Source organism: Thermoanaerobacterium butyriciformans (assembly GCF_017874545.1).
Taxonomy (GTDB): Bacteria; Bacillota; Thermoanaerobacteria; order Thermoanaerobacterales; family Thermoanaerobacteraceae; genus Thermoanaerobacterium; species Thermoanaerobacterium butyriciformans.
This window is the reverse complement of sequence record NZ_JAGGLT010000030.1, coordinates 1-21,226: the sequence shown is the minus strand read 5'-3', so window position 1 is coordinate 21,226 and position 21,226 is coordinate 1. Positions and strand designations below refer to the sequence as shown.

Here is a 21,226-nt window from a genome sequence, read left to right as displayed (position 1 = left end):
TAACGTGAAAAAATTTAGATATTCATTGGAAACTGTACTTAATATCAAAGAGCAAAAGCAAAAGATGGAAAAAGAAAAATTGGCACTGTTAATTTCAAAATATGAATTACAAAAAAATAAACTCAATGAAATTCTTATTAAAATAAATGAGACACTTGAGAAAAATGAAATGAATGCTGTGATGGGCATATCTATAATGAATTTAAAACAATTTAATTTATATTTGGAGACATTGTACGAAAAATATAATGAGCAAAATGAAATTTTGAAAGCTTTAGAGAATGAAATCGAGAAAGAAAGACGAAAGCTAAGTGATGTTAGTAAGGAAAAAGAAGCACTTGAAAATTTAAAAGAAAAAAAATATGAAGAGTATAAATATCAGTCATTGTTAGAGCAAAATTCAATTATCGATGAACAAATATCATATAAAGTTGCTAGGTCTACTTTAGGAGGTTAATCGATGGAAAAAGAAGAAACTGGAAATGAGAAAAGACCGCTAAGATTAAGTATAATTATTTTTATTGCAATTTTTATAATTCTAGTTGTTGGCTTGTTATTCTATTTTAATATTGGTGGAATCAGCAGTCATACTTTAAAATATTTAAGCAATATACCGATATTAAAAGGCTTAATACAGGTTAAACCAACAACTAATTATGCTGATGAGCTGAAAAAGTTGACTAGTGAACTTAATACAAAACAAAAAGAATTACAAAATGCGGAAGCGAGTTTAAGTGATAAACAAAAACAGATTGATGCATTGAAATCACAGCTTCAAAAACAGCAAGATGAGATAAATAGTTTAAAAGTGCAGTCAAATGCGAAAAAGACTGATTTAAAGACTTTGGCTACTTATTATGAGAATATGGACCCACAAAATGCAGCAAATATATTGAACCAAATAACGGACAACAATGTTTTAATAGGTATTTTAAGCAATATGAATAAGGACAATGCATCTAAAATACTTGAACAGTTAGATCCCAAAAAAGCTGCAGATATAACGAAGATACTTTATACAAATGCTTCTACTACGCCATAGAAAGGAGATGATCAAGTGATACGAGTTATGAACATTTTAAATGGAATTATGCCATCAAAAAGTAATGATAAATCTATGAACAAAAAAGTCTCAGATTTTAAAAGCTTTATTAAAGTCGTTCAAAATAGAAGTAAAGATGAAAATAAAAGTTTTAATAGCAATGAAAAAGAAACAATAAACATCAAACAATTATCCGATATAATAAATATGATTTTGAATTTAATAAACAATAATTTAACTATCGACAAAGCTATAACTCAATCGAATTTGCAACCATTAGAAGAAAGCATTATAAACCAATTGTGTAGTGCAATTCAGAACAGTCAAACCAAAGATGAAATCAGTATGCAATACTTGGTAAATACGATTACTAAAATATTGAATGAAAAGTTTGGTTTAAATATTGATTCAAAAGATATTTTAAGTTTATTAAAAAATAGCAATATGGAGAATATGACAATTACAGTTGATTCCAATGATGCAGATAAAGACGATAATATCAACTTGAAGTTAAGCGCGAATAGTGATGATTTAAAACAGCAAATTGTAGCTGGCAGTGATAGTAAGAATACAAATACAGAGGCAAACAATAATGAAAAAAATGCAAATATAAATGGCCTAACTGCAAAAACCGACAATAATTTAAAAGATGAAAATTTAAATCAAAAAGGAGACCAGAGTAAAAATCAAAATGATAATAATGGTGAAAATGTTGATAACCTTGTAACTGATAAAAATCAAAATATATCCAAAAAACTCGATAGCAAAATTGATCTGGCAAAAGACAGTAAAATAATTGATTTAAAACCTGACAACATTATTGTTTTAAGTGATAATCAAAATAAGCAACTAACTGTAAACACTGAAAAGATTTTAGATGCTAAAAGTCCTATACAAACAACGGACATAATTGACCAAATTGTGAAAAATGTTAACATAACAAAATCAGATACCGAGTCAAACATAAAGATTCAACTTAAACCTGATTTTTTAGGTAATATGGAGATCGACATAAAATCTGTGAATGGAAGTTTAACGGCAAATATTTTAACCGACAATGAAAAAGTTAAGCATCAAATTGAAGCAAATTTAAATGTACTTAATAGTCAGTTGGAGTCAAAAGGTATAAAAATTGACAGCTTTAATGTATCTATCGATAGAAATATGCAATTTACATCACAGTACAGCGGACAGGAAAATAGCGGCGAAAAATACAAAAATCAAAATAACAATAGAATAAGGATTAATTATGACGATTATGAAACTACAGAGCTGGAATCAGGTAGCTTTTCAATAGTCAATACTGTATCCAACGGTCACGTAGATGTGGTTGTATAAAGGAGGTGATAGAATGGCAATAAATACGAATTACGATAATAGCTACATAAATACATATACTGATGGAACAAAGGTTACAAATCCAAGTTCAGAATTAGGTAAAGATGAATATTTACAGCTTCTTGTCACTCAGCTGGAAAATCAAGATCCGTTAAATCCTATGGACGATAAAGAATTTATTGCGCAGATGGCACAATTTTCAGCTTTAGAGCAGATGCTAAACTTAAATAGCAGCTTTAATGCGGTTAAAGCCTATAGTTTATTGGGTAAAACAATTTCTGCAAATATAGATACAGATGGAAATAGTTCAACTATCACTGGAAAAGTTGATGTAGTTAAATTTGATGGAAGTAATTATTATTTAGAAGTTCAGGGATCATATATCCCATTAGATTCAGTCACTTCCGTGTCAGAACAATAAAATTGAAATATAGAGATAGGAGGAATAATCATGTTAAGGTCAATGTACTCAGCAGTGTCCGGTTTAAAAGCGCATCAAGCTGAAATGGATGTTATAGGCAACAATATTGCTAATGTAAATACTGTTGGTTATAAGGCAAGCAGAATGACATTTAAAGAGATATTCAGTCAAACAATAAAAGGAGCATCAGCACCACAAGATAACGGAGGAGGTACAAATCCTCAGCAAGTTGGTCTTGGTGTTGCTATAGCATCGATAGATACTTTGTTTACAAATGGTGGTGCACAAAGAACAGACAATCCAACAGATTTATCAATAGATGGCAATGGATTTTTTATAGTCAATAATGGTGGTGCAAATTTATATACAAGAGCAGGAAATTTTTTCTTTGACTCAAATGGTGATCTTGTGACACCAGATGGATATAAAGTAATGGGTTGGATTTCTCAAGATGGAAAAACGGTAAATACAGACACTGGCAATTTGTCACCAATAAGCATTAAAAATTGGTCAAGTACATCACCTTCGTCTACTAAATCAATCCAATTAGGTGGAAATCTCAATGCAAGTACAAGTATTGGAAGCTCAGTAAGCTATAATGTCACTATATATGATTCACAAGGCGGAAGCCATGTAGCAACGATTCAATTTACTAAACAAGATAATGCAGGAAATTGGAGCGCTGAAATAACAAACTTTGATGGCAATGACTTGTCATCATCTCCAGTTGCTATAGGGACAATACAATTTGATTCAAATGGATTGATAATAGATCCAGCAGCAAGTATTTTCTCGGTTAATGTATCATCATTACCGATTAGCAATACAAATGCGACTTTAGGAGATGGAACGAATATAACAATAGATCTTTCAAATCTTACCATGTATTCTGATTCAACAAATATACAAGAATTAAGTAAAGATGGAAATGAAGCCGGTTCAATAGAAAGTATAAATATAGACCAGTATGGAGTGGTAAGCGGGATTTACTCAAATGGCAGAAGACAAGTGATTGGTCAAATAGCACTGGCTGATTTCCAAAATACGCAAGGTTTAGAAAAGGTAGGCAATACAATGTTTATAAACACGGTAAATTCTGGCGATCCCATGATTGGCGCTGCAAATACTGGAACTAGAGGCACTATAAATCCTGGAACACTTGAAATGTCAAATGTTGATCTTGCTAATGAATTTGCTAATATGATTACAACACAAAGAGGCTTTGAGGCAAATGCAAAGGTAATAACTACATCTGACGAGATATTGCAAGATCTGGTTAACTTAAAAAGATAATTAAACTAATATTTAATTGATTAAGAAGGTTTTTTAAGTGATAAATGTAACAAAATTAAATGGTGACGAATTTACAGTAAATGCTGATATGATTGAATTTATTGAAGAAACTCCTGATACGGTTATAAGTTTGATTAGCGGCAAGAAGGTAGTTGTAAAGGAAAGAAAAGATGAGATTATTGAAAAAGTCATTGATTATAAACGAAAAATTTTTATTAAATAATTTCAGTCATTTAAAAGGAGAGGCCCAAAATAGTAAGAATTAATTTCTTAAATATAGTAGGGGTGTTGTCATGAAAAATAACATCATAATAATAGTTTTGCTAGTAATAATCATAGCATTTGGTGGTGCATTTTTCTATTTCAATTATAATTCAAAACCGGCTAAAATAGTATATTATAATTATTCTCCGGGAGATGAATTTGTTACAAATTTAAAAGATGATGATAAATTTATCAAAGCAGGTGTTGAACTAGAGGTTTACGACAAAAATGTATTAAATGAATTGAAAGATCAAAATCCAAAAATAAGAGATGCGATACTTCAAATACTAAGAAATAAAACTGCTCAAGACTTGGAAGGTTCAGCTGGACAAGCTAAACTTCAAAACGAAATAAAAAATGAAATTAATAAGATTTTAGGCGCAGATAAAATAACAAATGTTTATTTTGATGATTTTATTGTTCAATAGGAAGGAGAGTTCTCATGGCAGACATATTATCGCAGAATGAGATTGATGAATTATTAAAAGCAATGAATTCTGGTGAGTTTGACATTAAAGATATTAAGGAAAGCCAGCAGGAGACAAAAATTAAACCATATGATTTCAGAAGACCGAATAAATTTTCAAAAGAACAATTGAGAACTCTCCAAATGATATTTGAAAATATGTCAAGAAGTTTTACAACATTTTTATCAGGATATTTAAGAACACTTGTTCAGGTTTCAATAGTATCAGTTGAGCAAATAACATATTACGAGTTTAGCAATTCGTTGAATAATCCTGTCTTTATCGCAGTAATTGATGCAAAACCTTTAGATGGGCCGATTATACTTGAATTTAATAATAATACTACTTTTACTATAATTGATAAAATATTAGGTGGGATTGGAACTGCTGATACTGTAGAGAGAGATTACACCGAAATTGAAATGGGACTTTTAAGCCGAATTACAACACAGCTTTTGCCTTTGATTAAAGACGCTTGGATTAATGTTATAGAACTTAATCCTGAAATAACAAGGATAGAGACAAATTCACAATTTACGCAGATTATCTCTCCTAATGAAACTATTGCATTATGTACAATGTCTTTAAAAATAAACGATAATGAGGGACTGATAAATTTTTGTCTGCCACATATAACGATTGTCCCAATATTACCGCTCCTTACAACTAAAACTTGGTTTTCAAATGCAGAAAAGCATGCGTGCGATATTGGAATTATAAAAGATAGAATAAGCAATACATACATCCCATTAAAGGCAGTTATTGGCACATCAAAGATAACAGTAAGGGATTTATTAAACTTTAATAAAGGCGATATTTTAGAAATAAATAAAAAATACAAAGATCCAATTGAAATAAAAATTAACGATGAAACAAAGTTTTTTGGTGTTCCAGGCATTAAAAATAAAAAATATTGCGTTCAGATAACTGAGATTTGCAGCGAAGGAGATGATGCTGATGAGTGATATATTATCACAAGATGAAATCAACGCATTACTAAAGGGTATGGATAACAACGATAATAATGACAATGATGTGACGCTAACTGAAGAAGAACAAGATGTTTTAGGAGAGATAGGAAATATTAGTTTTGGGACTTCTGCGACGACTTTGTTTACACTTTTGAGAAATAAAGTGACTATTACGACACCTAAAGTAAGCATAGTTAACTGGGAAAATCTGAAAAAGGAATTTAATATACCATATGTAGGTGTTGAAGTAGAATATACGGAGGGAATTAAAGGCAATAATCTCTTAATATTAAAAGAACAAGATGTACTCCGCATTACTGATTTAATGATGGGTGGCGATGGAAATGTTACTGAAGGTGAAATAACGGAATTGCATTTAAGTGCAATTGGTGAAGCTATGAACCAAATGATAGGCTCTGCATCTACTTCATTATCAACTTTAATTGGTGAAAGTATCAATATATCACCTCCCAGGGCTTTTATTGTAGACTTTAATAAGGGTTTACCCGAAAATATTTCTTTTCCAGATGGTTATGTAGTAAAGATTGCATTTAAAATGGTGGTTGGAGAAATAATAGACAGCGAAATTATGCAGTTGATTCCAATTGCATTTGCAAAACGGCTTGTTGATCAAGTTATGTCGAAAAATGTAGAAAATTCTCCTAAGGAATCTTTTCAAGATGTACAAAACGATGATATAATAAATACTGGTACTAAAGGAATAAATAACGAATCTAGCGATGAAATTAAGTCTACAGTTAAACATAAAGATGAAAAAGTTGATGTAAAACCCGTTATCTTTAGGGACTTTGACGACGATGAAGATGAACCTACATCCGCAGAAAAAGAAAATATAAATTTAATTATGGATATCCCTTTAGATGTGACTGTGGAATTAGGCAGGACAAAAAAATTGATTAAAGATATACTTGAACTCAATGAAGGTTCAATAATAGAGCTTGATAAATTGGCAGGTGAGCCTGTAGATATATTAGTTAATGGGAAATTTATTGCCAAGGGAGAGGTTGTCGTTATTGATGAAAACTTTGGTGTGAGAATATTAGATATTGTAAAGCAAAGCAAAAGAATTAATTCATTATAATTTAAGGAGGAATTGATTATGAGCAAAATTATGATAGTAGATGACGCAGCTTTCATGAGAATGATGATAAAGGATATAATCACAAAAAATAATCTCGGCAGTGTTATAGAAGCTGAAGATGGTTCAGTAGCCGTAGAAAAGTACAATCAAGAAAAACCGGATTTGGTATTGATGGACATTACAATGCCAGAAATGGATGGCATCCAAGCAGTAAGACAAATAGTAAAAAAAGATCCTAATGCTAAGATAGTTATGTGCTCAGCCATGGGACAACAGGCTATGGTTATTGAAGCAATACAGGCAGGTGCTAAGGATTTTATAGTAAAGCCATTTCAACCTGACAGAGTAATTGAAGCTGTCAAAAAAATGTTGAAATGAGGAATTTTGATGTCTAGCGATAGCGTGATTTTTCAAACCGTTACATTTCTTTTAATATTTGTATTCGTAGTTTTTTTGGCATATTATGTAACGGTATTTATCAATAAAAAGGCTTTGAATATATATAAAGGAAATAATTTTGACATTGTAGATCATTTAAATTTAGGCAAAGATAAAAATCTGTATATAATCAAAGTTTGCAATGAATACTTGCTATTTAGTGTCACGAACAATTCTATTGTATATATAAAGACTTTAACTGCTGATGATGTCAAAATGAAGGATAAAGGCAGCAGTTTTAAGCAGAGTTTAAATATTTCATTAAACAATTTAAAGAAATTGTCAATCAGAAATCTAGGTGGTAATGAAAATGATAAATATGAAAAAAATTAGTGGGGCTGTATTATTATTAACTTTATTGACAGAAGTTGCATATGCGGCACCGAGTTCTGCTTCACCACTGATTACAATAAATGCACCATCAGGTCCGAATGACATAGCATCGAGTATTCAGATAGTTCTTCTTTTAACTGTATTAACTTTAGCACCTTCAATACTTATAATGATGACTTCTTTTACAAGAATTATTGTTGTCTTATCGTTTTTGAGGAATGCTTTGGGTTTACAACAAATGCCACCTAATCAAGTTTTAATTGGATTGTCCTTATTTTTGACGTTTTTTATAATGGCACCTGTTGGTGCGCAAATAAACAATGATTCAATACAACCATACATGCAGGGAAAAATAACTCCACAAGTAGCCTATGTCAAAGCAAGAGATCCTTTAAAAAATTTTATGTTAAAACAGACTAGAAAAAATGATTTGAATTTATTTATAAATCTGGCTAAAATTAAAGTAAAGAGTGTAAATGATGTACCATTAAGAGTTGTTATTCCCTCGTTTATTATTAGTGAGCTTAAGACGGCGTTTGAAATTGGTTTTATTATATACATACCATTTTTGATTATAGACATGGTTGTTGCCAGTGTATTGATGTCCATGGGAATGTTTATGTTACCACCTGTGCTTATTTCGTTGCCATTTAAACTTTTGCTGTTTATTTTAGTAGATGGATGGAATATATTAGCAAAATCATTGGTAATAGGTTTTAGATAAGGAGGATAATAATGGATCCTGGAGTAGTTCTCGATATTGGAAGGGAAGCATTAATGGTGACAATGATTGTATCCGCACCGCTTTTAATTGTATCGCTATTGGTAGGACTTATTATAAGTATATTTCAGGCGACAACACAGATTCAGGAGCAGACTTTGACATTTGTACCTAAAATTTTAGCTATTTTTGCTTCTATAATGTTATTTGGACCATGGATGCTTACAACATTGATTAATTACACACAAAAATTAATATTGAATATTAACAATTTTATTAAGTAGATAAAATGGAACTAAGTTATTACATTTTAAACAATGTACAATACTTTTTAATAGTCTTTGTGCGAATGCTTGGTATTTTTATACTGACACCACTATTTGGAACAAGATCGTTGCCTCCGATGTTTAAAATTGGCCTTGCCTTTTTTACATCGATAATTATGTTTGATTTAGTGAAGGTAAACATCGATGCAAGTAATTTATATCAATACGTTGTAATTGTGTTTAATGAGTTTTTGGTTGGCTTATTGATTGGCTTAGCTTCCATGGTTTCATTTAGCGCTATTTACTTGGCTGGACAAATAATAGATTATCAATTAGGTTTTAGCATTGTCAATGTTCTTGCTGCAGGTGAAGAGACACAGGTGCCTTTGATTGGAAACTTTGTATACATACTTACGCTTCTATTATTCCTGCTGATAAACGGACACCACAAATTGTTTGTAATGCTGTTTCAAAGCTACAGTATGATACCTGTTGGTACTGCATTTTTGCATTCAGAAAGTATCAATGTTGTTTTTACGAAGATTGTATCAGATATGTTTGTTTTAGGTTTCAGAATCAGTGCACCAATCGTTCTTTCAACATTGCTTACTGATATAACATTAAGCATAATTTCAAGAACGATTCCACAGCTAAATGTATTTATGATTGGCATGCCTGTTAAAATATTTATCGGCATATTCACATTGTTTATAATGTTGCCAATGTATTTAGCCATCATAGATGTTTTATTCAACGGGATGTACTCTGATATATATTTGCTTTTAAAATCTATGGTAAAAGGATGACGCAGATTGAAGTTACAACTTTTTGCCGGTGAAAAGACAGAACCAGCAACACCTAAAAAAAGACAAGATGCTAGAAAAAAAGGACAAGTATTTCAGAGTAGGGAAGTAACGTCAGCAATAATAACAATAGCTGGATTTTTGGTTATATATTTCACTGTGCAAAATAATATTGAAGAGATTATGAATCTCATCAAATACTTATTTCTAAATTATGGAGGCGCTAGCGACAATACATTTACAATTAATGGATTATATAAATTGTTTGAGATTATTTTAACTGTTTTTCTGAAATTGATACTGCCTACAGTTGCAACTGTCTTTTTAGTTGCACTCGTATCGACTTATGCACAGGTTGGATTTGTATTTACTTCGGAATCATTAAATATAAAGTTAGAAAGACTAAATCCATTAGAAGGCATTAAACGAATGTTTTCAAGAAGAACCATACTTGAGCTGTTTAAAGCAATTGTAAAGATAGGAATACTAGGCTATGTTATGTACTCATTTTTAATAGGGCAGTATAAAGGTATACCTCAGCTATTAGATATGTCAGTTCAAGATCTTATTAAGTACAGTTTAAATATATTTGGTGGTATATTATTGAGAATTTCTATCGTATTAATAGTTCTTGGAATAGTTGATTATATATTCCAGTGGAGAGATTATGAGTCAAATTTGAGAATGAGCAAGGAAGATATCAAAGAAGAATTTAAAGAAACTGAAGGCAATCCGCAAATAAAATCAGAAATTAAAAAGAAACAAAGACAAATTTCTATGAGGAGAATGATGCAAAACATCAAAAAAGCAGATGTTGTTATTACAAATCCAACCCATATAGCTGTTGCTTTAATGTATGACAATGAAATTAATGATGCTCCTGTAGTTGTTGCGAAAGGTCAAGACTATATTGCTCAGAGAATAAAAGAAGAAGCAATTAAATATTCAATTGTTATTGTAGAAAATAAGCCACTTGCTCAATCATTGTACAAAACGACTGATATAGGGGACAGCATACCGCCTGAATTATATAAAGCAGTAGCAGAGGTTTTGGCATATGTTTATAGTTTAAGAGGTGAGTAGGAGGGATATTTTGAAGTTTTCAGATTTAATTGCAGCAGTGTTTGTCGTAGGGATTGTGTTAATTATAATCATTCCAGTTCCATCGATTTTATTAGACTTTTTGCTGATCTTAAATATTTCGCTATCAATAATTATATTGCTTACGACAATGTATGTTAAAGATGCAATGGATTTTTCTATATTTCCCTCTATATTGCTTATCACGACTTTGATGAGATTATCCTTGAATATTTCCTCTACAAGGTTAATTTTAACGTCTGGATTTGCAGGAAATGTGATACATGCTTTTGGCAGTTTCGTTATTGGTAATAATCCCATAGTTGGTTTTATAGTATTTATAATTATAGCAATTGTTCAATTTATTGTAATTACAAAAGGAGCTGAAAGAGTATCTGAAGTTTCAGCAAGGTTTACATTAGATGCAATGCCAGGCAAACAAATGTCGATTGATGCTGATTTAAATGCAGGAATTATAAATGATAAAGAAGCAAGAGAAAGAAGAAAAAAGATTCAAGAAGAAGCTAAATTTTTTGGCTCAATGGATGGTGCAAGCAAATTTGTAAAAGGCGATGCAATTGTTGGAATCATAATAGTGATTATAAATATAATAGCTGGTTTAATAATAGGAATGACTATGAAGGGGATGGACATAAACCAAGCAATAAATACATATACGATTTTAACAGTTGGTGATGGATTAGTTAGTCAAATACCTGCTTTACTTATATCAACAGCCACCGGCATTATAGTAACAAGAACAGCATCGGAAACAAATATGGGTAACGATGTGATAAAACAGCTTTTGAGAGAGCCGAGAGTGCTGCAAATTACAGGTGTATTACTTATTTTAATGGCATTTATACCTATGCTTCCCGCTGTTCCCTTGCTTATCATTGGTTCGTTATTTACATATTTAGGATTTTCTAATAGAAAGAAAAACAAAGAAAGTGAGCAAGCCAAAAACGAAGATTTAAAGGAATTAGAGGAAATTAGAGATCCAAAACGGGCATACGATCTTTTGCAAGTTGATCCTATTGAATTGGAATTTGGATATGAATTGATTCCTATAGCAAGCAACGAGTTATTGGACAGAATCGTAATGATTAGAAGACAAATAGCATTAGATTTAGGCCTGGTTGTGCCGATGGTGAGATTGAGAGATAATATTCAACTTAAGCCAAATGAATACATAATAAAAATTAGAGGCAATGAAGTCGGAAGAGGTAATGTATACGTAAATAAATATCTATGCATGCAAGTCGGTGAAATGAATAGTGATATAAAAGGCATCAGCACTAGAGAGCCTGCATTTGGACTGCCGGCGTTATGGATTGATGACAGTGAAAAATCAAAAGCTGAAATGCTGGGATGTACAGTTGTAGATGTTCCATCTGTAATATCAACGCATTTGACTAGTGTAATCAAAAAATATTCAGATGAGCTTTTGGGAAGACAGGAAGTTAAAGAATTGCTGGATAACATAAAATTGACAAATCCAGCACTTGTTGATGAGATTGTTCCGAAATTATTGAGTTTAGGTGATATAGAAAAAGTATTGTGTAATTTATTACGTGAAGAAATTTCAATACGTGATATGGTTACTATATTGGAAACACTTGCTGATTATGCACCAAGTACAAAAGATACTGATGTTTTAACAGAGTATGTAAGGCAATCATTAAAAAGAGCTATTACAAACAAATATGCAAAAGATGGAAAGCTTCAAGTTATAACACTAGATCCAGAAATTGAGAAATCTATCCAAAATGCAATTAACCAGACTGACCATGGTTCGTATTTGGCTCTTTCACCCGATACTATGCAAAAAATATTAAAATCAATTCACAACATTATAAAAAAACTGACAATTAAAGGTGAACAGCCTATTATACTGACTGCACCAATCATTAGATTTTATTTAAGAAAATTGGTTGAACAGATATCGAAAGATATAGTCGTTTTATCCTATAATGAGCTTTTACCAAATATAGAGGTATTTTCTGTAGGGACGGTGAAATTAAGTGAAAGTTAAACGCTATATAGCGGATAATTATCAAGATGCATTAAGAATGATAAAAACAGAAATGGGTAGTGATGCTATTATTCTACAACAAAATAGTTATAAAGAAAAGGGATTTAAAGGGCTATTCAAAAAGAAGAAAGTTGAAGTACTGGCAGCAGTTGAAGAAAATAAAATTGATGAAAGAGATATCTTTTATAAAGATTTGTATGAAATTAAATCTCTCTTAAGAGAATTTAAAAAAAGTGAAAATAGAGAAACTGACAAAAAAGATTTAAGAGATAAGCTAATTTACATAGGTGTTGATGAAGATTTAACAAAAATCTTAACCGAAGGAATAAGCGAAATAACCGAAGACAATATAAAAATATTGCAAAAGAGAATTGCTAACTTTATTGGACCACCAAAAAAGATAAACTGTTTAAATGAGAAAAAACGTGTTGTTTTTATCGGTCCTACAGGTGTAGGTAAAACGACGACTATTGCAAAAATAGCTTCTCAATTAATATTAAAGGAAAAGAAAAATGTATTGCTGATAACTGCAGACATTTTTAGAATCGCTGGTGCAGAACAGCTAAAGATATATGGTGAAATTTTAGGGGTGCCAGTAAAAGTTGTTAACAACATTTTTGATTTAAATAGATTGGAAAGTGAAATAAGCAAATACGATGTAGTATTAATTGATACTGCAGGAAGAAGTCATACTGATTCTAGAAAAATGCAAGAGCTGAAGACTTTTTTACAGTATGGTTCATACGATGATATATATTTGTGCTTAAGTGCAACAACGAAAACCAGTGATGCTAAAAAAATTATTAAGTCGTACGATTTTATCAATGACTACAATTTGCTTTTTACAAAATTAGATGAAACAGACAATTACAGTGTTATTTTAAATTCTATATATTATTCGAAAAAGCCTATATCATATGTAACAACAGGACAGATAGTTCCTGATGATATTTGTTTAGCTGATAGCAAAATGATAGCACAAAATATTTTGAAGGGGAATTAACATGGATCAAGCTGAGAGGCTAAGATATTTATTCCAACAAAGCAATAAAAGATGTAGAGTAATAACGATAACTGGTGGCAAAGGTGGAACAGGCAAAACTTGTATATCAGTCAATTTATCTATAGCATTGAGAAAGCTTGGATATAATGTGTTGATTATTGATGCAGACATAGGCTTTTCAAATGCAGAGATAGAATTAGGCGTTATATCTAAATTTACTTTGTACGATGTGTTATATGGTAACAAAAAAATAATAGATGTTATCAATGATGGTCCCGTTGGAGTAAAATTCATATCAACAGGTGGAAACTTTGACCTTATAAATGATAATATTGATTTAAATGTTTTTTTTAACAACATCAATATCCTTGATAATTGCTTTGATTATATAATCGTGGATACTGGTGCAGGAGTCAATAAAACAGTTAAAAGTTTTATCGATATGTCAGACGATGTAGTTGTTGTTACGACGCCGGAACCGACTGCTATAATGGATGCTTATATTTTAATAAAATCAATACAAGAATTAAGCGATAAAAATCTATATTTAATAGTTAATAAAGTTGCAAATCAAAGCGAATATGTATCTGTTTATGAGAGGTTAAATAATGCACTGATAAACTTTTTAGGTACCACAATTAACGATTTAGGCTACATTCATGAGGATGCGAGAATAAGTGAGTGCATAAAAGCGCAAAATCCTATAATTTTGAAGTACCAGTCAAGCAAGTCTTCAAAAGACATTACAAGAATTGCAGAAAACCTCACGAACCATAAAACCGCTAAAAAGAAAGAAGGTCTTCTTGGAATATTTAAAAAAATGCTTTTAAATAGCGGAGGTATTTACAATGGAGAACATAAAACCAGGGCAAAAGATTGAAATAAGTATAGGCAAAAGTAATAACAAATATCCATCGAAAATTGATGATATCTCGGCTGATGGTACTCTATTGATTGAGGCTCCAATACACAATGGACACTTTGTTCCAGTAAGAATCGGCGCAAAATTAAACATTACTTTTTTTAATAAAAACGGTATATATACGTTTGATGGCATTGTAATAAATAGATTTTTAGGCAATATTTCGTTTATACAATTAAAAAGAACAACTGATATTGAGAAGTTGCAAAGAAGGCAATTCTTTAGATTAGAAAAGATAATGGAATTTAAGTATATGGTGTCTGACGACAGTGAAATAATGGAAAATGGAATCATAAAAGATATTAGCGGAGGAGGTTTCCGGGCAAAAGTAAAGAAAAAAATAGAAGTTGGAACTGAAATAATTTGTTTTTTAAATTTAGACGATGAGCTTGAAGAAATTGTACTAAAATGTAAAGTTATCAGATGTATTTTTTTTGAAGATGGGTATGAAATAGCTGTAAAATATGCCGATATAGAAGATAGAATAAGAGAAAAGATAATATCTTTTATTTTTAAAGAACAAAGAAAATTAAAAAGGCGACACATAAATTTGTAAAAACGAAAAGGAGGAAAAGAAATGGATACAAATCAATACTTAGAGATATTTTTGGAAGAATCTGAAGAACATATTGAAAGTTTAAATGAAAATCTTCTTCAACTTGAAAAAAATCCAGAAGATTCACATATTATTGATGAAATATTTAGATCTGCTCATACACTAAAAGGAATGGCTGCTACAATGGGCTTTGAAAACATGACTAGATTGACACACAAAATGGAAGATGTTTTGCAAGAAATAAGAAGCAATTCCATAAAAGTTACCAGCAACCTCATGGATGTATTATTTAAATGCATTGATGCATTAAGTTCAATGACAGGAATTATATCTGAAAGTGGAAACGATTCATATGACATTGAAAATTTAATTGAATTATTAGGAACAAATAATACAAAAGAAGAAGTGGCAGCGACGAATATCGAAAACTCCAAATCTCTAGACAACAACAATATAAATGTATATGAAAAAGACATAATAGAAAAAGCTGCATCTCAAGGCTATAAAACTTACAGCATAGAAGTGGTCATAGATAAAAATTGTGTAATGAAGTCTGCAAGAGCTTTTATTGTATTTAATACTTTAGATAATCTAGGAGATATTGTTGATTCTACACCTTCAGTGGAAGACATAGAAGATGAAAAGTTTGATGATAGATTTACGGTTCATTTAATCAGTAAACATGAAAAAGATGATATAAAATCTAAGCTAATTTCAATATCTGAAATAAAAAATATAAATATCGAGGAATTGTTGTATTCAAAAGAAATTAAAGATAATAAGAGACTTGAACCAGCAAATAATCTAAGCTCAGATGATCGAATAAAACACAGTAAGACTAATAAAAGCGTTAGAGTTGATATTGAAAGATTGGATAATTTAATGAACTTAGTCAGCGAGTTGATAATAATTAAAACTCGCCTTGAAGGTCTTGAGTCGAATGAAAAAAATCCTGACACAATTTCAACGATTGAGTATTTAGAAAGAATAACGACAAACCTTCATGATGCGGTAATGAAAGTCAGAATGGTTCCAGTTGAAAGAGTGTTTAACCGTTTTCCCCGTATGGTCAGAGATTTATCTAGGGAATTAAATAAAAAAATTACGCTTAATATGTATGGCCAAGATACAGAAGTTGATCGTACCGTAATTGATGAAATAGGTGATCCACTTGTACATCTAATGAGAAATTCTATAGATCATGGGATAGAAACACCAGATGTCCGTGTAAAAAAAGGTAAACCTGAGACAGGTGTTATTAATCTCAAAGCATATCATGAAGGCAATAATGTAATAATCGAAGTGAGTGATGATGGTTCTGGAATTAACTTTGAAAAAGTAAAAAATAAAGCTTATGAAAAAGGAATGCTATCTGCTGATGAAGTTGAAGAACTATCAAATGAAAAATTGGTAAAGTTGCTTTTTGAACCTGGATTTAGCACATCTGATACGATATCTGACATTTCAGGCAGAGGTGTTGGACTAGATGTAGTAAAAAATAAAATAGAATCTTTGAATGGATCTATTGAAGTTAAAACAGAAGTAGACAAAGGTACAAAATTTATAATAAAACTGCCATTAACTTTAGCAATAATTCAAGCCTTGTTAGTCATGGTAGGCAATGAAAAATATGCTTTTCCATTAAACTCAATATCGGAAATTGTAAACAAGAATAAAAATGAAATACATTTAGTGCAAGGCAAAGAAGTAGTTATGTACAGAGGTAAGGTCATTCCTCTTATAAGGTTGCATAATGTTCTCGATCTTAAGTTGGATGAAGAAAGTGATAATTTTATCTGCGTAATAATAAAAAAAGGTGATAATCTTGCAGCATGTAGTGTTGATGAACTTATTGGACAGCAAGAAATAGTAATAAAGCCTTTGGGAAAATATTTAAGCAATGTAAAAATAATTGCCGGTGCAACGATACTTGGCGATGGACAAGTTGCACTTATCATAGATTCAAATAATTTATTTTAAAAGGAGGCGTTGACCATGAGCATGTTTGTCGTAACGAGATTAGGAAGTGAAGAATATGGGATAGAAATAGACAAAGTACAATCTATTGAAAAAATTACGAAAATAACAAGGGTTCCAAAGGCGCCTTCTTTCGTAAAAGGTGTTATTAACTTAAGAGGTGAAATAATACCAGTAATTTCTCTTAGAATGTTGTTGAAATTAAGCGAAGTTGAATTTGATGATGATACAAGAATCGTAATAATAAAAAACAATGATATTATCATTGGAATCATCGTAGATAATGCAAATGAAGTTGTAGAAATTCATGATGATAATATAGATTCAATAGATGTAAACAGCAATTTGTACAAAAAAGAAAGCTTTATCGGTAAAATAGGCAAAATTGGCAATAGAATATTAATGATATTCGATATAGACAAATTGACTACTCAACAGGAAGTGAAGTTATGAATATAGATAAACTTAATGAAACGTGTATCGATATACTTAAAGAGCTTGGTAATATAGGTTCAGGGAACGCGATAACTGCTTTAGCTTCAATTATAGGGAAAAAAATAGACATGAAAATACCATCAGTTAAATTAATGGATTTTAATGAAGTTCAAGATATATTTGGATTGGCTGATGCAATCATTGTTGGCATATATTTTGATCTTGAAGGTAGTGTGAAAGGAAATATTCTATTTTCCCTTGATATTGAAAGTGCTTCATATTTGATAGAATATTTGATGGGGGTCAGCGTAGGAGAAGAATTTAGTGATATTGAGAAATCTGCATTGCAAGAGATAGGAAATATAATGGCAGGAAGCTATGTTTCATCACTATCTACATTAACAAACTTAGATATGAAGATATCACCGCCAGCAATAAGCATTGATATGGCTGGTGCCATATTGAGTGTGCCCGCAATAAAATTCAGTGAATTATCAGATAAAATTTTATTTATTGAAACAGAGTTTTTTGAAGGCAGCAAACTAATCAAAGGTGACTTCTTTCTTATACCAGATATAGAATCTTTCGATAAAATACTTAATGCACTTGGAGTTGAATTAGATGGATAATTTTACTTTTCGAGTAGGGATGGCTGACGCAAAAATTACTAAATGCCCAGGCAAATTGATAACTGTCGGTCTTGGATCATGCGTGGGGATTGTTCTCTATGATAAAATGACTAAAATATCGGGACTTGTACATATTATGCTGCCATACAGTACCCAAAGTAAAAACAATACGAACAAATTAAAATTTGCTGATACAGGAATCAGTACACTGATAGATATGATGCTAGAAGCAGGTGTTGATAAAAGATATATAGTTAGTAAAATTGCAGGTGGTGCTCAAATGTTTGCGACAAAAGCAAATTTAGATATCATGAATATAGGTAGCCGCAACGTAATTGCCACTAAAGATGTTTTAGCTTCTTTGAATATACCATTAATATCTGAAGACACAGGTGGAAACTATGGTAGAACAATTGAATTCGACTCAAAAAATGGGAAATTGTTAATTAAAACGATTGGACATGGAATAAAATTTATTTAGGGTAGGAAAGGAATGTATAAAAATGTCACTACTCGAACAAGATTTATGGGATAAGTATGAAAAAGATGGTAGTTCTAAAGAAGACATAATTATAAAATATATGCCACTTGTAAAACACATAGTAAAAAGAATTTGTTTATCTGAAATAAGCAAAGAAGATGTGGATGATCTTATTAGCCAAGGCATGATTGGCTTAATTGATGCAGTAAATAAATATGATATATCAAAAGGAGTAAAATTCGAAACATATGCGTCAATAAGAATAAAAGGAGAAATAATAGATTATCTTAGGAAAAAAGACTGGATTCCAAGAAGCCTAAAAAAGAGATATAAAAGTATTGAAAAAACAATAGAGCAATTAGAACAGGAATACAAAAGAGAGCCAACAATCGAAGAAATTATGGAGGCAACAAAGCTGTCAAAAAATGATGTTTTAAAAACGTTAAGCTATATGAATGCTGGATATATAAGTTCTTTGGATGAAGTAATTGAAAATAACCTAAAAGTTTCTCCACTTACAGAAAGTGAAAGTACAAATCCAGAAAATGAGGTTTTGATGTATGATTTAAAACAAAATATTTCAAAAGCCATAGATATGCTGCAAGAAAAAGAAAGATTAATAATTTCATTATACTATTATGAAGATTTAAACTACAAAGAAATCAGTAAAATAATGGGTTTGACAGAATCGCGAATATCACAGATTCATTCTAAAGCTATAAAAAAATTAAGAGAAAAATTAAATGATTTGATATAATTTTAAAAAAATTGGGGGCATTTAAGTGAGTGATTTAAGATATTCTTGTAAACTAGAAATAACATCTGATAATATGGCGGCTTATTTATTAATAGAAAATATTTCAGATGATGGAATTGATTTAGATGAAAATAGTCTTTTAGAATTATTAAAATCACACAATATCACTTTCGGAATAATTGACAGTACAATTAAAAAAATATGCAAATCCCCCAATCTAAATGAACGATATTTAATAGCACAGGGGAAAAAGCCTGTAAGTGGTAAAGATGGCTACGTAGAATTCTTAATTGACTTTGATAATAACTTTGAACCAAAAGTGCTTGATGATGGAAGAGTCGATTACAAAGAGCTGCAGATTTTTAAAAGCGTCAAAAAGGACGAAATCATAGCCAAAAAAATAGAACCTGAAGATGGCATTGATGGAATGAACATATTTGGCAAAGTGATTAAAGCAAATAAAGGAAAAGATGCAAAATTACCATTGGGAAAAAACACGTACATAAAAGATAATTGTCTTTTTTCCTCTATTGATGGACACATTTTTAAAAAAAATCAAAAAGTAAATGTAAATCCTTTGATTGAATTGAATGAGGTTAATGCCTCAACTGGAAACATTAGAACTTTTGCAAGCATAAAAATTTATAATAATATAAGTTCAGGCTATAAAATTGAAAGTGATGGAGATATAGAAATATATGGTGTCGTTGAAAGTTCCACTATAATAGCAAAAGGTAATATCATTATTCATAAAGGTGTACAAGGAAGTGGAAAAGCAAAAATAATTTCTGGTGGGAAAATTGTTTCAAAATATTTGCAAAACTGTGATATAACAGCTGAAGGAGATGTTATTAGTGAAGCGATAATGTATAGTAATGTCAAAAGCAACAGTTCCGTTAAATTGATTGGTAACAAAGGTTTGATTGTAGGCAGTATCGTAATTGCGGCAAAGGAAATCGAAGCAATTAACGTAGGTTCAAAGATGTATGTTCAAACAGAGTTGATAGTTGGTGAATCTCCGGAAAAAAGAAAAAGGAAAGAAGAAATAATCAACAAAATTGCGGAAAATGAAAAATCTATCGACGGATTAAATAAAATAATATTATATCTTAATAAAATAGGTATACCAGAAGATAAAAAAGTTATTTACGAGAAAACATTAAAATCATTACTGCAATTAGAAAAAGAAAATAAACTTTTATATGATGAGTATAAAGAATTAAATTCAGAAGAAAATAAAGAATCGTATGGTATAATTAAAGTACATGATACGGTTTATCCCGGAACTAAAATAATGATCGATGATGTGTCAAGAAAAATTAAAGACCCTGTCAAATATGTTGTATTTATCAGAAATGGTGCAGATATAGATATTTTACCTATAGGGTAAAGGAGGTAAGATGAATGTCAGTAAATCCAATAGATTTACAAGTTGCAATACCTAAAATGGTAGATATAAGTAATATAAAACAAGTTGAAATACAAAGGCCTGATGTATTTGTAGGACAATTTATGGAAATGATAAATAACGAAAATGAGATAAAAAAAAGCAGGACAAATAAAATCAGTGAATTAAATAAATTGTCAACAAAAAAAGATAAAAATAAAATGGATGAAAAAAACTTGCCAAAAGATAGAAAAAAATTTTTGTTAGGCCATATGGATATTAAAATATAACAGAGATTTCGCATCTAAGAATTTTTAGAACCATAAATCAACTGATTTCTATAGTTTAACGAAGTATAACTAGAAATATGATATTTTCCGTTTTTTACTGGAAATTGAAAGAAAAAAATTTGCAAAATAAACATCATGCTTTGACAGCATCACGATAAACGAAAACTATCACGATAGACAGTAGGAATCGTGGTATAATTAGAGTGTACGGCACA

Annotated in this window: 26 protein-coding genes; all 26 read left to right on the top strand. The window is 30.7% G+C overall.

From position 1 onward, the window contains the following. Positions 1 to 4: 4 nt before the first annotated feature. The 26 genes from fliJ to J2Z80_RS11855 all read left to right on the top strand — a co-directional run bounded on the left by fliJ (position 5) and on the right by J2Z80_RS11855 (position 21,011). Positions 5 to 457 carry a flagellar export protein FliJ gene (fliJ, locus tag J2Z80_RS11980; protein WP_209454598.1) on the top strand — a complete coding sequence of 151 codons (453 nt, stop codon included), beginning with the start codon at positions 5 to 7 and terminating at the stop codon, positions 455 to 457. Between the two features lie 3 nt (positions 458 to 460). Beyond that, positions 461 to 1,042 (top strand): MotE family protein, encoded by a 582-nt coding sequence (locus tag J2Z80_RS11975; protein WP_209454597.1) that lies wholly within the window; start codon positions 461 to 463, stop codon positions 1,040 to 1,042. A gap of 15 nt (positions 1,043 to 1,057) precedes the next feature. Beyond that, positions 1,058 to 2,380, top strand: a complete 1,323-nt coding sequence (locus J2Z80_RS11970) for a flagellar hook-length control protein FliK (RefSeq protein WP_209454596.1) — start codon at positions 1,058 to 1,060, stop codon at positions 2,378 to 2,380. A 13-nt stretch (positions 2,381 to 2,393) separates the two neighbouring features. Then, positions 2,394 to 2,801 (top strand): flagellar hook capping FlgD N-terminal domain-containing protein, encoded by a 408-nt coding sequence (locus J2Z80_RS11965; protein WP_209454595.1) that lies wholly within the window; start codon positions 2,394 to 2,396, stop codon positions 2,799 to 2,801. 30 nt (positions 2,802 to 2,831) lie between these two features. After that, on the top strand, positions 2,832 to 4,094 hold the full coding sequence (gene flgF / locus J2Z80_RS11960; RefSeq protein WP_209454594.1) for a flagellar basal-body rod protein FlgF: 1,263 nt from the start codon (positions 2,832 to 2,834) through the stop codon (positions 4,092 to 4,094). 37 nt (positions 4,095 to 4,131) lie between these two features. Further along, on the top strand, positions 4,132 to 4,317 hold the full coding sequence (locus tag J2Z80_RS11955; protein WP_132775122.1) for a flagellar FlbD family protein: 186 nt from the start codon (positions 4,132 to 4,134) through the stop codon (positions 4,315 to 4,317). A gap of 70 nt (positions 4,318 to 4,387) precedes the next feature. Further along, positions 4,388 to 4,786 (top strand): flagellar basal body-associated FliL family protein, encoded by a 399-nt coding sequence (locus J2Z80_RS11950; RefSeq protein WP_209454593.1) that lies wholly within the window; start codon positions 4,388 to 4,390, stop codon positions 4,784 to 4,786. A 14-nt stretch (positions 4,787 to 4,800) separates the two neighbouring features. Beyond that, positions 4,801 to 5,790: a flagellar motor switch protein FliM gene (gene fliM, locus J2Z80_RS11945; RefSeq protein ID WP_209454592.1), complete on the top strand. Its 990-nt coding sequence runs from the start codon at positions 4,801 to 4,803 to the stop codon at positions 5,788 to 5,790. Next, positions 5,783 to 6,898, top strand: a complete 1,116-nt coding sequence (gene fliY / locus J2Z80_RS11940; protein ID WP_209454591.1) for a flagellar motor switch phosphatase FliY — start codon at positions 5,783 to 5,785, stop codon at positions 6,896 to 6,898. The genes fliM and fliY overlap by 8 nt, the downstream gene beginning before the upstream one ends. Before the next feature lie 18 nt (positions 6,899 to 6,916). After that, entirely contained in the window at positions 6,917 to 7,276 is a 360-nt protein-coding gene (locus J2Z80_RS11935) for a response regulator (protein ID WP_013297923.1), read from the top strand. 9 nt (positions 7,277 to 7,285) lie between these two features. Continuing rightward, positions 7,286 to 7,669 carry a flagellar biosynthetic protein FliO gene (locus J2Z80_RS11930; protein WP_209454590.1) on the top strand — a complete coding sequence of 128 codons (384 nt, stop codon included), beginning with the start codon at positions 7,286 to 7,288 and terminating at the stop codon, positions 7,667 to 7,669. Continuing rightward, entirely contained in the window at positions 7,647 to 8,393 is a 747-nt protein-coding gene (fliP, locus tag J2Z80_RS11925; protein WP_245301305.1) for a flagellar type III secretion system pore protein FliP, read from the top strand. The genes J2Z80_RS11930 and fliP overlap by 23 nt, the downstream gene beginning before the upstream one ends. Before the next feature lie 11 nt (positions 8,394 to 8,404). Then, positions 8,405 to 8,674 (top strand): flagellar biosynthesis protein FliQ, encoded by a 270-nt coding sequence (gene fliQ, locus J2Z80_RS11920; protein ID WP_209454589.1) that lies wholly within the window; start codon positions 8,405 to 8,407, stop codon positions 8,672 to 8,674. 5 nt (positions 8,675 to 8,679) lie between these two features. Continuing rightward, the gene (fliR, locus tag J2Z80_RS11915) at positions 8,680 to 9,462 is read left to right on the top strand and encodes a flagellar biosynthetic protein FliR (RefSeq protein WP_209454588.1); all 783 of its coding nucleotides are present in this window, start codon (positions 8,680 to 8,682) and stop codon (positions 9,460 to 9,462) included. A gap of 6 nt (positions 9,463 to 9,468) precedes the next feature. Beyond that, on the top strand, positions 9,469 to 10,542 hold the full coding sequence (gene flhB / locus J2Z80_RS11910; protein WP_209454587.1) for a flagellar biosynthesis protein FlhB: 1,074 nt from the start codon (positions 9,469 to 9,471) through the stop codon (positions 10,540 to 10,542). 10 nt (positions 10,543 to 10,552) lie between these two features. After that, the gene (gene flhA, locus J2Z80_RS11905) at positions 10,553 to 12,574 is read left to right on the top strand and encodes a flagellar biosynthesis protein FlhA (RefSeq protein ID WP_209454586.1); all 2,022 of its coding nucleotides are present in this window, start codon (positions 10,553 to 10,555) and stop codon (positions 12,572 to 12,574) included. After that, the gene (locus J2Z80_RS11900; protein WP_209454585.1) at positions 12,564 to 13,577 is read left to right on the top strand and encodes a flagellar biosynthesis protein FlhF; all 1,014 of its coding nucleotides are present in this window, start codon (positions 12,564 to 12,566) and stop codon (positions 13,575 to 13,577) included. The genes flhA and J2Z80_RS11900 overlap by 11 nt, the downstream gene beginning before the upstream one ends. 1 nt (position 13,578) lies before the next feature. Beyond that, entirely contained in the window at positions 13,579 to 14,457 is an 879-nt protein-coding gene (locus J2Z80_RS11895) for a MinD/ParA family ATP-binding protein (RefSeq protein ID WP_209454584.1), read from the top strand. Further along, complete coding sequence (locus J2Z80_RS11890; RefSeq protein ID WP_209454583.1) at positions 14,426 to 15,055, top strand: flagellar brake protein; 630 nt, start codon at positions 14,426 to 14,428, stop codon at positions 15,053 to 15,055. The genes J2Z80_RS11895 and J2Z80_RS11890 overlap by 32 nt, the downstream gene beginning before the upstream one ends. Before the next feature lie 21 nt (positions 15,056 to 15,076). Next, positions 15,077 to 17,035 (top strand): chemotaxis protein CheA, encoded by a 1,959-nt coding sequence (locus tag J2Z80_RS11885; RefSeq protein ID WP_209454582.1) that lies wholly within the window; start codon positions 15,077 to 15,079, stop codon positions 17,033 to 17,035. Between the two features lie 15 nt (positions 17,036 to 17,050). Next, on the top strand, positions 17,051 to 17,485 hold the full coding sequence (locus J2Z80_RS11880) for a chemotaxis protein CheW (RefSeq protein ID WP_209454581.1): 435 nt from the start codon (positions 17,051 to 17,053) through the stop codon (positions 17,483 to 17,485). Further along, complete coding sequence (locus J2Z80_RS11875) at positions 17,482 to 18,096, top strand: chemotaxis protein CheC (protein WP_209454580.1); 615 nt, start codon at positions 17,482 to 17,484, stop codon at positions 18,094 to 18,096. The genes J2Z80_RS11880 and J2Z80_RS11875 overlap by 4 nt, the downstream gene beginning before the upstream one ends. Continuing rightward, the gene (locus J2Z80_RS11870) at positions 18,089 to 18,577 is read left to right on the top strand and encodes a chemotaxis protein CheD (protein ID WP_209454579.1); all 489 of its coding nucleotides are present in this window, start codon (positions 18,089 to 18,091) and stop codon (positions 18,575 to 18,577) included. Before J2Z80_RS11875 ends, J2Z80_RS11870 begins: the two co-directional genes overlap by 8 nt. A gap of 22 nt (positions 18,578 to 18,599) precedes the next feature. After that, the gene (locus J2Z80_RS11865; RefSeq protein ID WP_209454578.1) at positions 18,600 to 19,334 is read left to right on the top strand and encodes a sigma-70 family RNA polymerase sigma factor; all 735 of its coding nucleotides are present in this window, start codon (positions 18,600 to 18,602) and stop codon (positions 19,332 to 19,334) included. A 25-nt stretch (positions 19,335 to 19,359) separates the two neighbouring features. Next, positions 19,360 to 20,724 (top strand): flagellar assembly protein A, encoded by a 1,365-nt coding sequence (locus J2Z80_RS11860; RefSeq protein WP_209454577.1) that lies wholly within the window; start codon positions 19,360 to 19,362, stop codon positions 20,722 to 20,724. A 14-nt stretch (positions 20,725 to 20,738) separates the two neighbouring features. Further along, on the top strand, positions 20,739 to 21,011 hold the full coding sequence (locus J2Z80_RS11855; RefSeq protein WP_209454576.1) for a hypothetical protein: 273 nt from the start codon (positions 20,739 to 20,741) through the stop codon (positions 21,009 to 21,011). Positions 21,012 to 21,226 lie beyond the last annotated feature (215 nt).

Excerpts from the sequence above, each read along its gene's own strand:
- J2Z80_RS11975 (WP_209454597.1), top strand. The coding sequence starts at position 461 with ATGGAAAAAGAAGAAACTGGAAATGAGAAAAGACCGCTAAGATTAAGT.
- J2Z80_RS11965 (WP_209454595.1), top strand. The coding sequence starts at position 2,394 with ATGGCAATAAATACGAATTACGATAATAGCTACATAAATACATATACT.
- flgF (WP_209454594.1), top strand. The coding sequence starts at position 2,832 with ATGTTAAGGTCAATGTACTCAGCAGTGTCCGGTTTAAAAGCGCATCAA.
- J2Z80_RS11950 (WP_209454593.1), top strand. The coding sequence starts at position 4,388 with ATGAAAAATAACATCATAATAATAGTTTTGCTAGTAATAATCATAGCA.
- fliM (WP_209454592.1), top strand. The coding sequence starts at position 4,801 with ATGGCAGACATATTATCGCAGAATGAGATTGATGAATTATTAAAAGCA.
- fliY (WP_209454591.1), top strand. The coding sequence starts at position 5,783 with ATGAGTGATATATTATCACAAGATGAAATCAACGCATTACTAAAGGGT.
- J2Z80_RS11935 (WP_013297923.1), top strand. The coding sequence starts at position 6,917 with ATGAGCAAAATTATGATAGTAGATGACGCAGCTTTCATGAGAATGATG.
- J2Z80_RS11930 (WP_209454590.1), top strand. The coding sequence starts at position 7,286 with ATGTCTAGCGATAGCGTGATTTTTCAAACCGTTACATTTCTTTTAATA.
- fliP (WP_245301305.1), top strand. The coding sequence starts at position 7,647 with ATGATAAATATGAAAAAAATTAGTGGGGCTGTATTATTATTAACTTTA.
- fliQ (WP_209454589.1), top strand. The coding sequence starts at position 8,405 with ATGGATCCTGGAGTAGTTCTCGATATTGGAAGGGAAGCATTAATGGTG.
- fliR (WP_209454588.1), top strand. The coding sequence starts at position 8,680 with ATGGAACTAAGTTATTACATTTTAAACAATGTACAATACTTTTTAATA.
- J2Z80_RS11895 (WP_209454584.1), top strand. The coding sequence starts at position 13,579 with ATGGATCAAGCTGAGAGGCTAAGATATTTATTCCAACAAAGCAATAAA.
- J2Z80_RS11890 (WP_209454583.1), top strand. The coding sequence starts at position 14,426 with ATGGAGAACATAAAACCAGGGCAAAAGATTGAAATAAGTATAGGCAAA.
- J2Z80_RS11885 (WP_209454582.1), top strand. The coding sequence starts at position 15,077 with ATGGATACAAATCAATACTTAGAGATATTTTTGGAAGAATCTGAAGAA.
- J2Z80_RS11880 (WP_209454581.1), top strand. The coding sequence starts at position 17,051 with ATGAGCATGTTTGTCGTAACGAGATTAGGAAGTGAAGAATATGGGATA.
- J2Z80_RS11875 (WP_209454580.1), top strand. The coding sequence starts at position 17,482 with ATGAATATAGATAAACTTAATGAAACGTGTATCGATATACTTAAAGAG.
- J2Z80_RS11870 (WP_209454579.1), top strand. The coding sequence starts at position 18,089 with ATGGATAATTTTACTTTTCGAGTAGGGATGGCTGACGCAAAAATTACT.
- J2Z80_RS11865 (WP_209454578.1), top strand. The coding sequence starts at position 18,600 with ATGTCACTACTCGAACAAGATTTATGGGATAAGTATGAAAAAGATGGT.
- J2Z80_RS11855 (WP_209454576.1), top strand. The coding sequence starts at position 20,739 with ATGTCAGTAAATCCAATAGATTTACAAGTTGCAATACCTAAAATGGTA.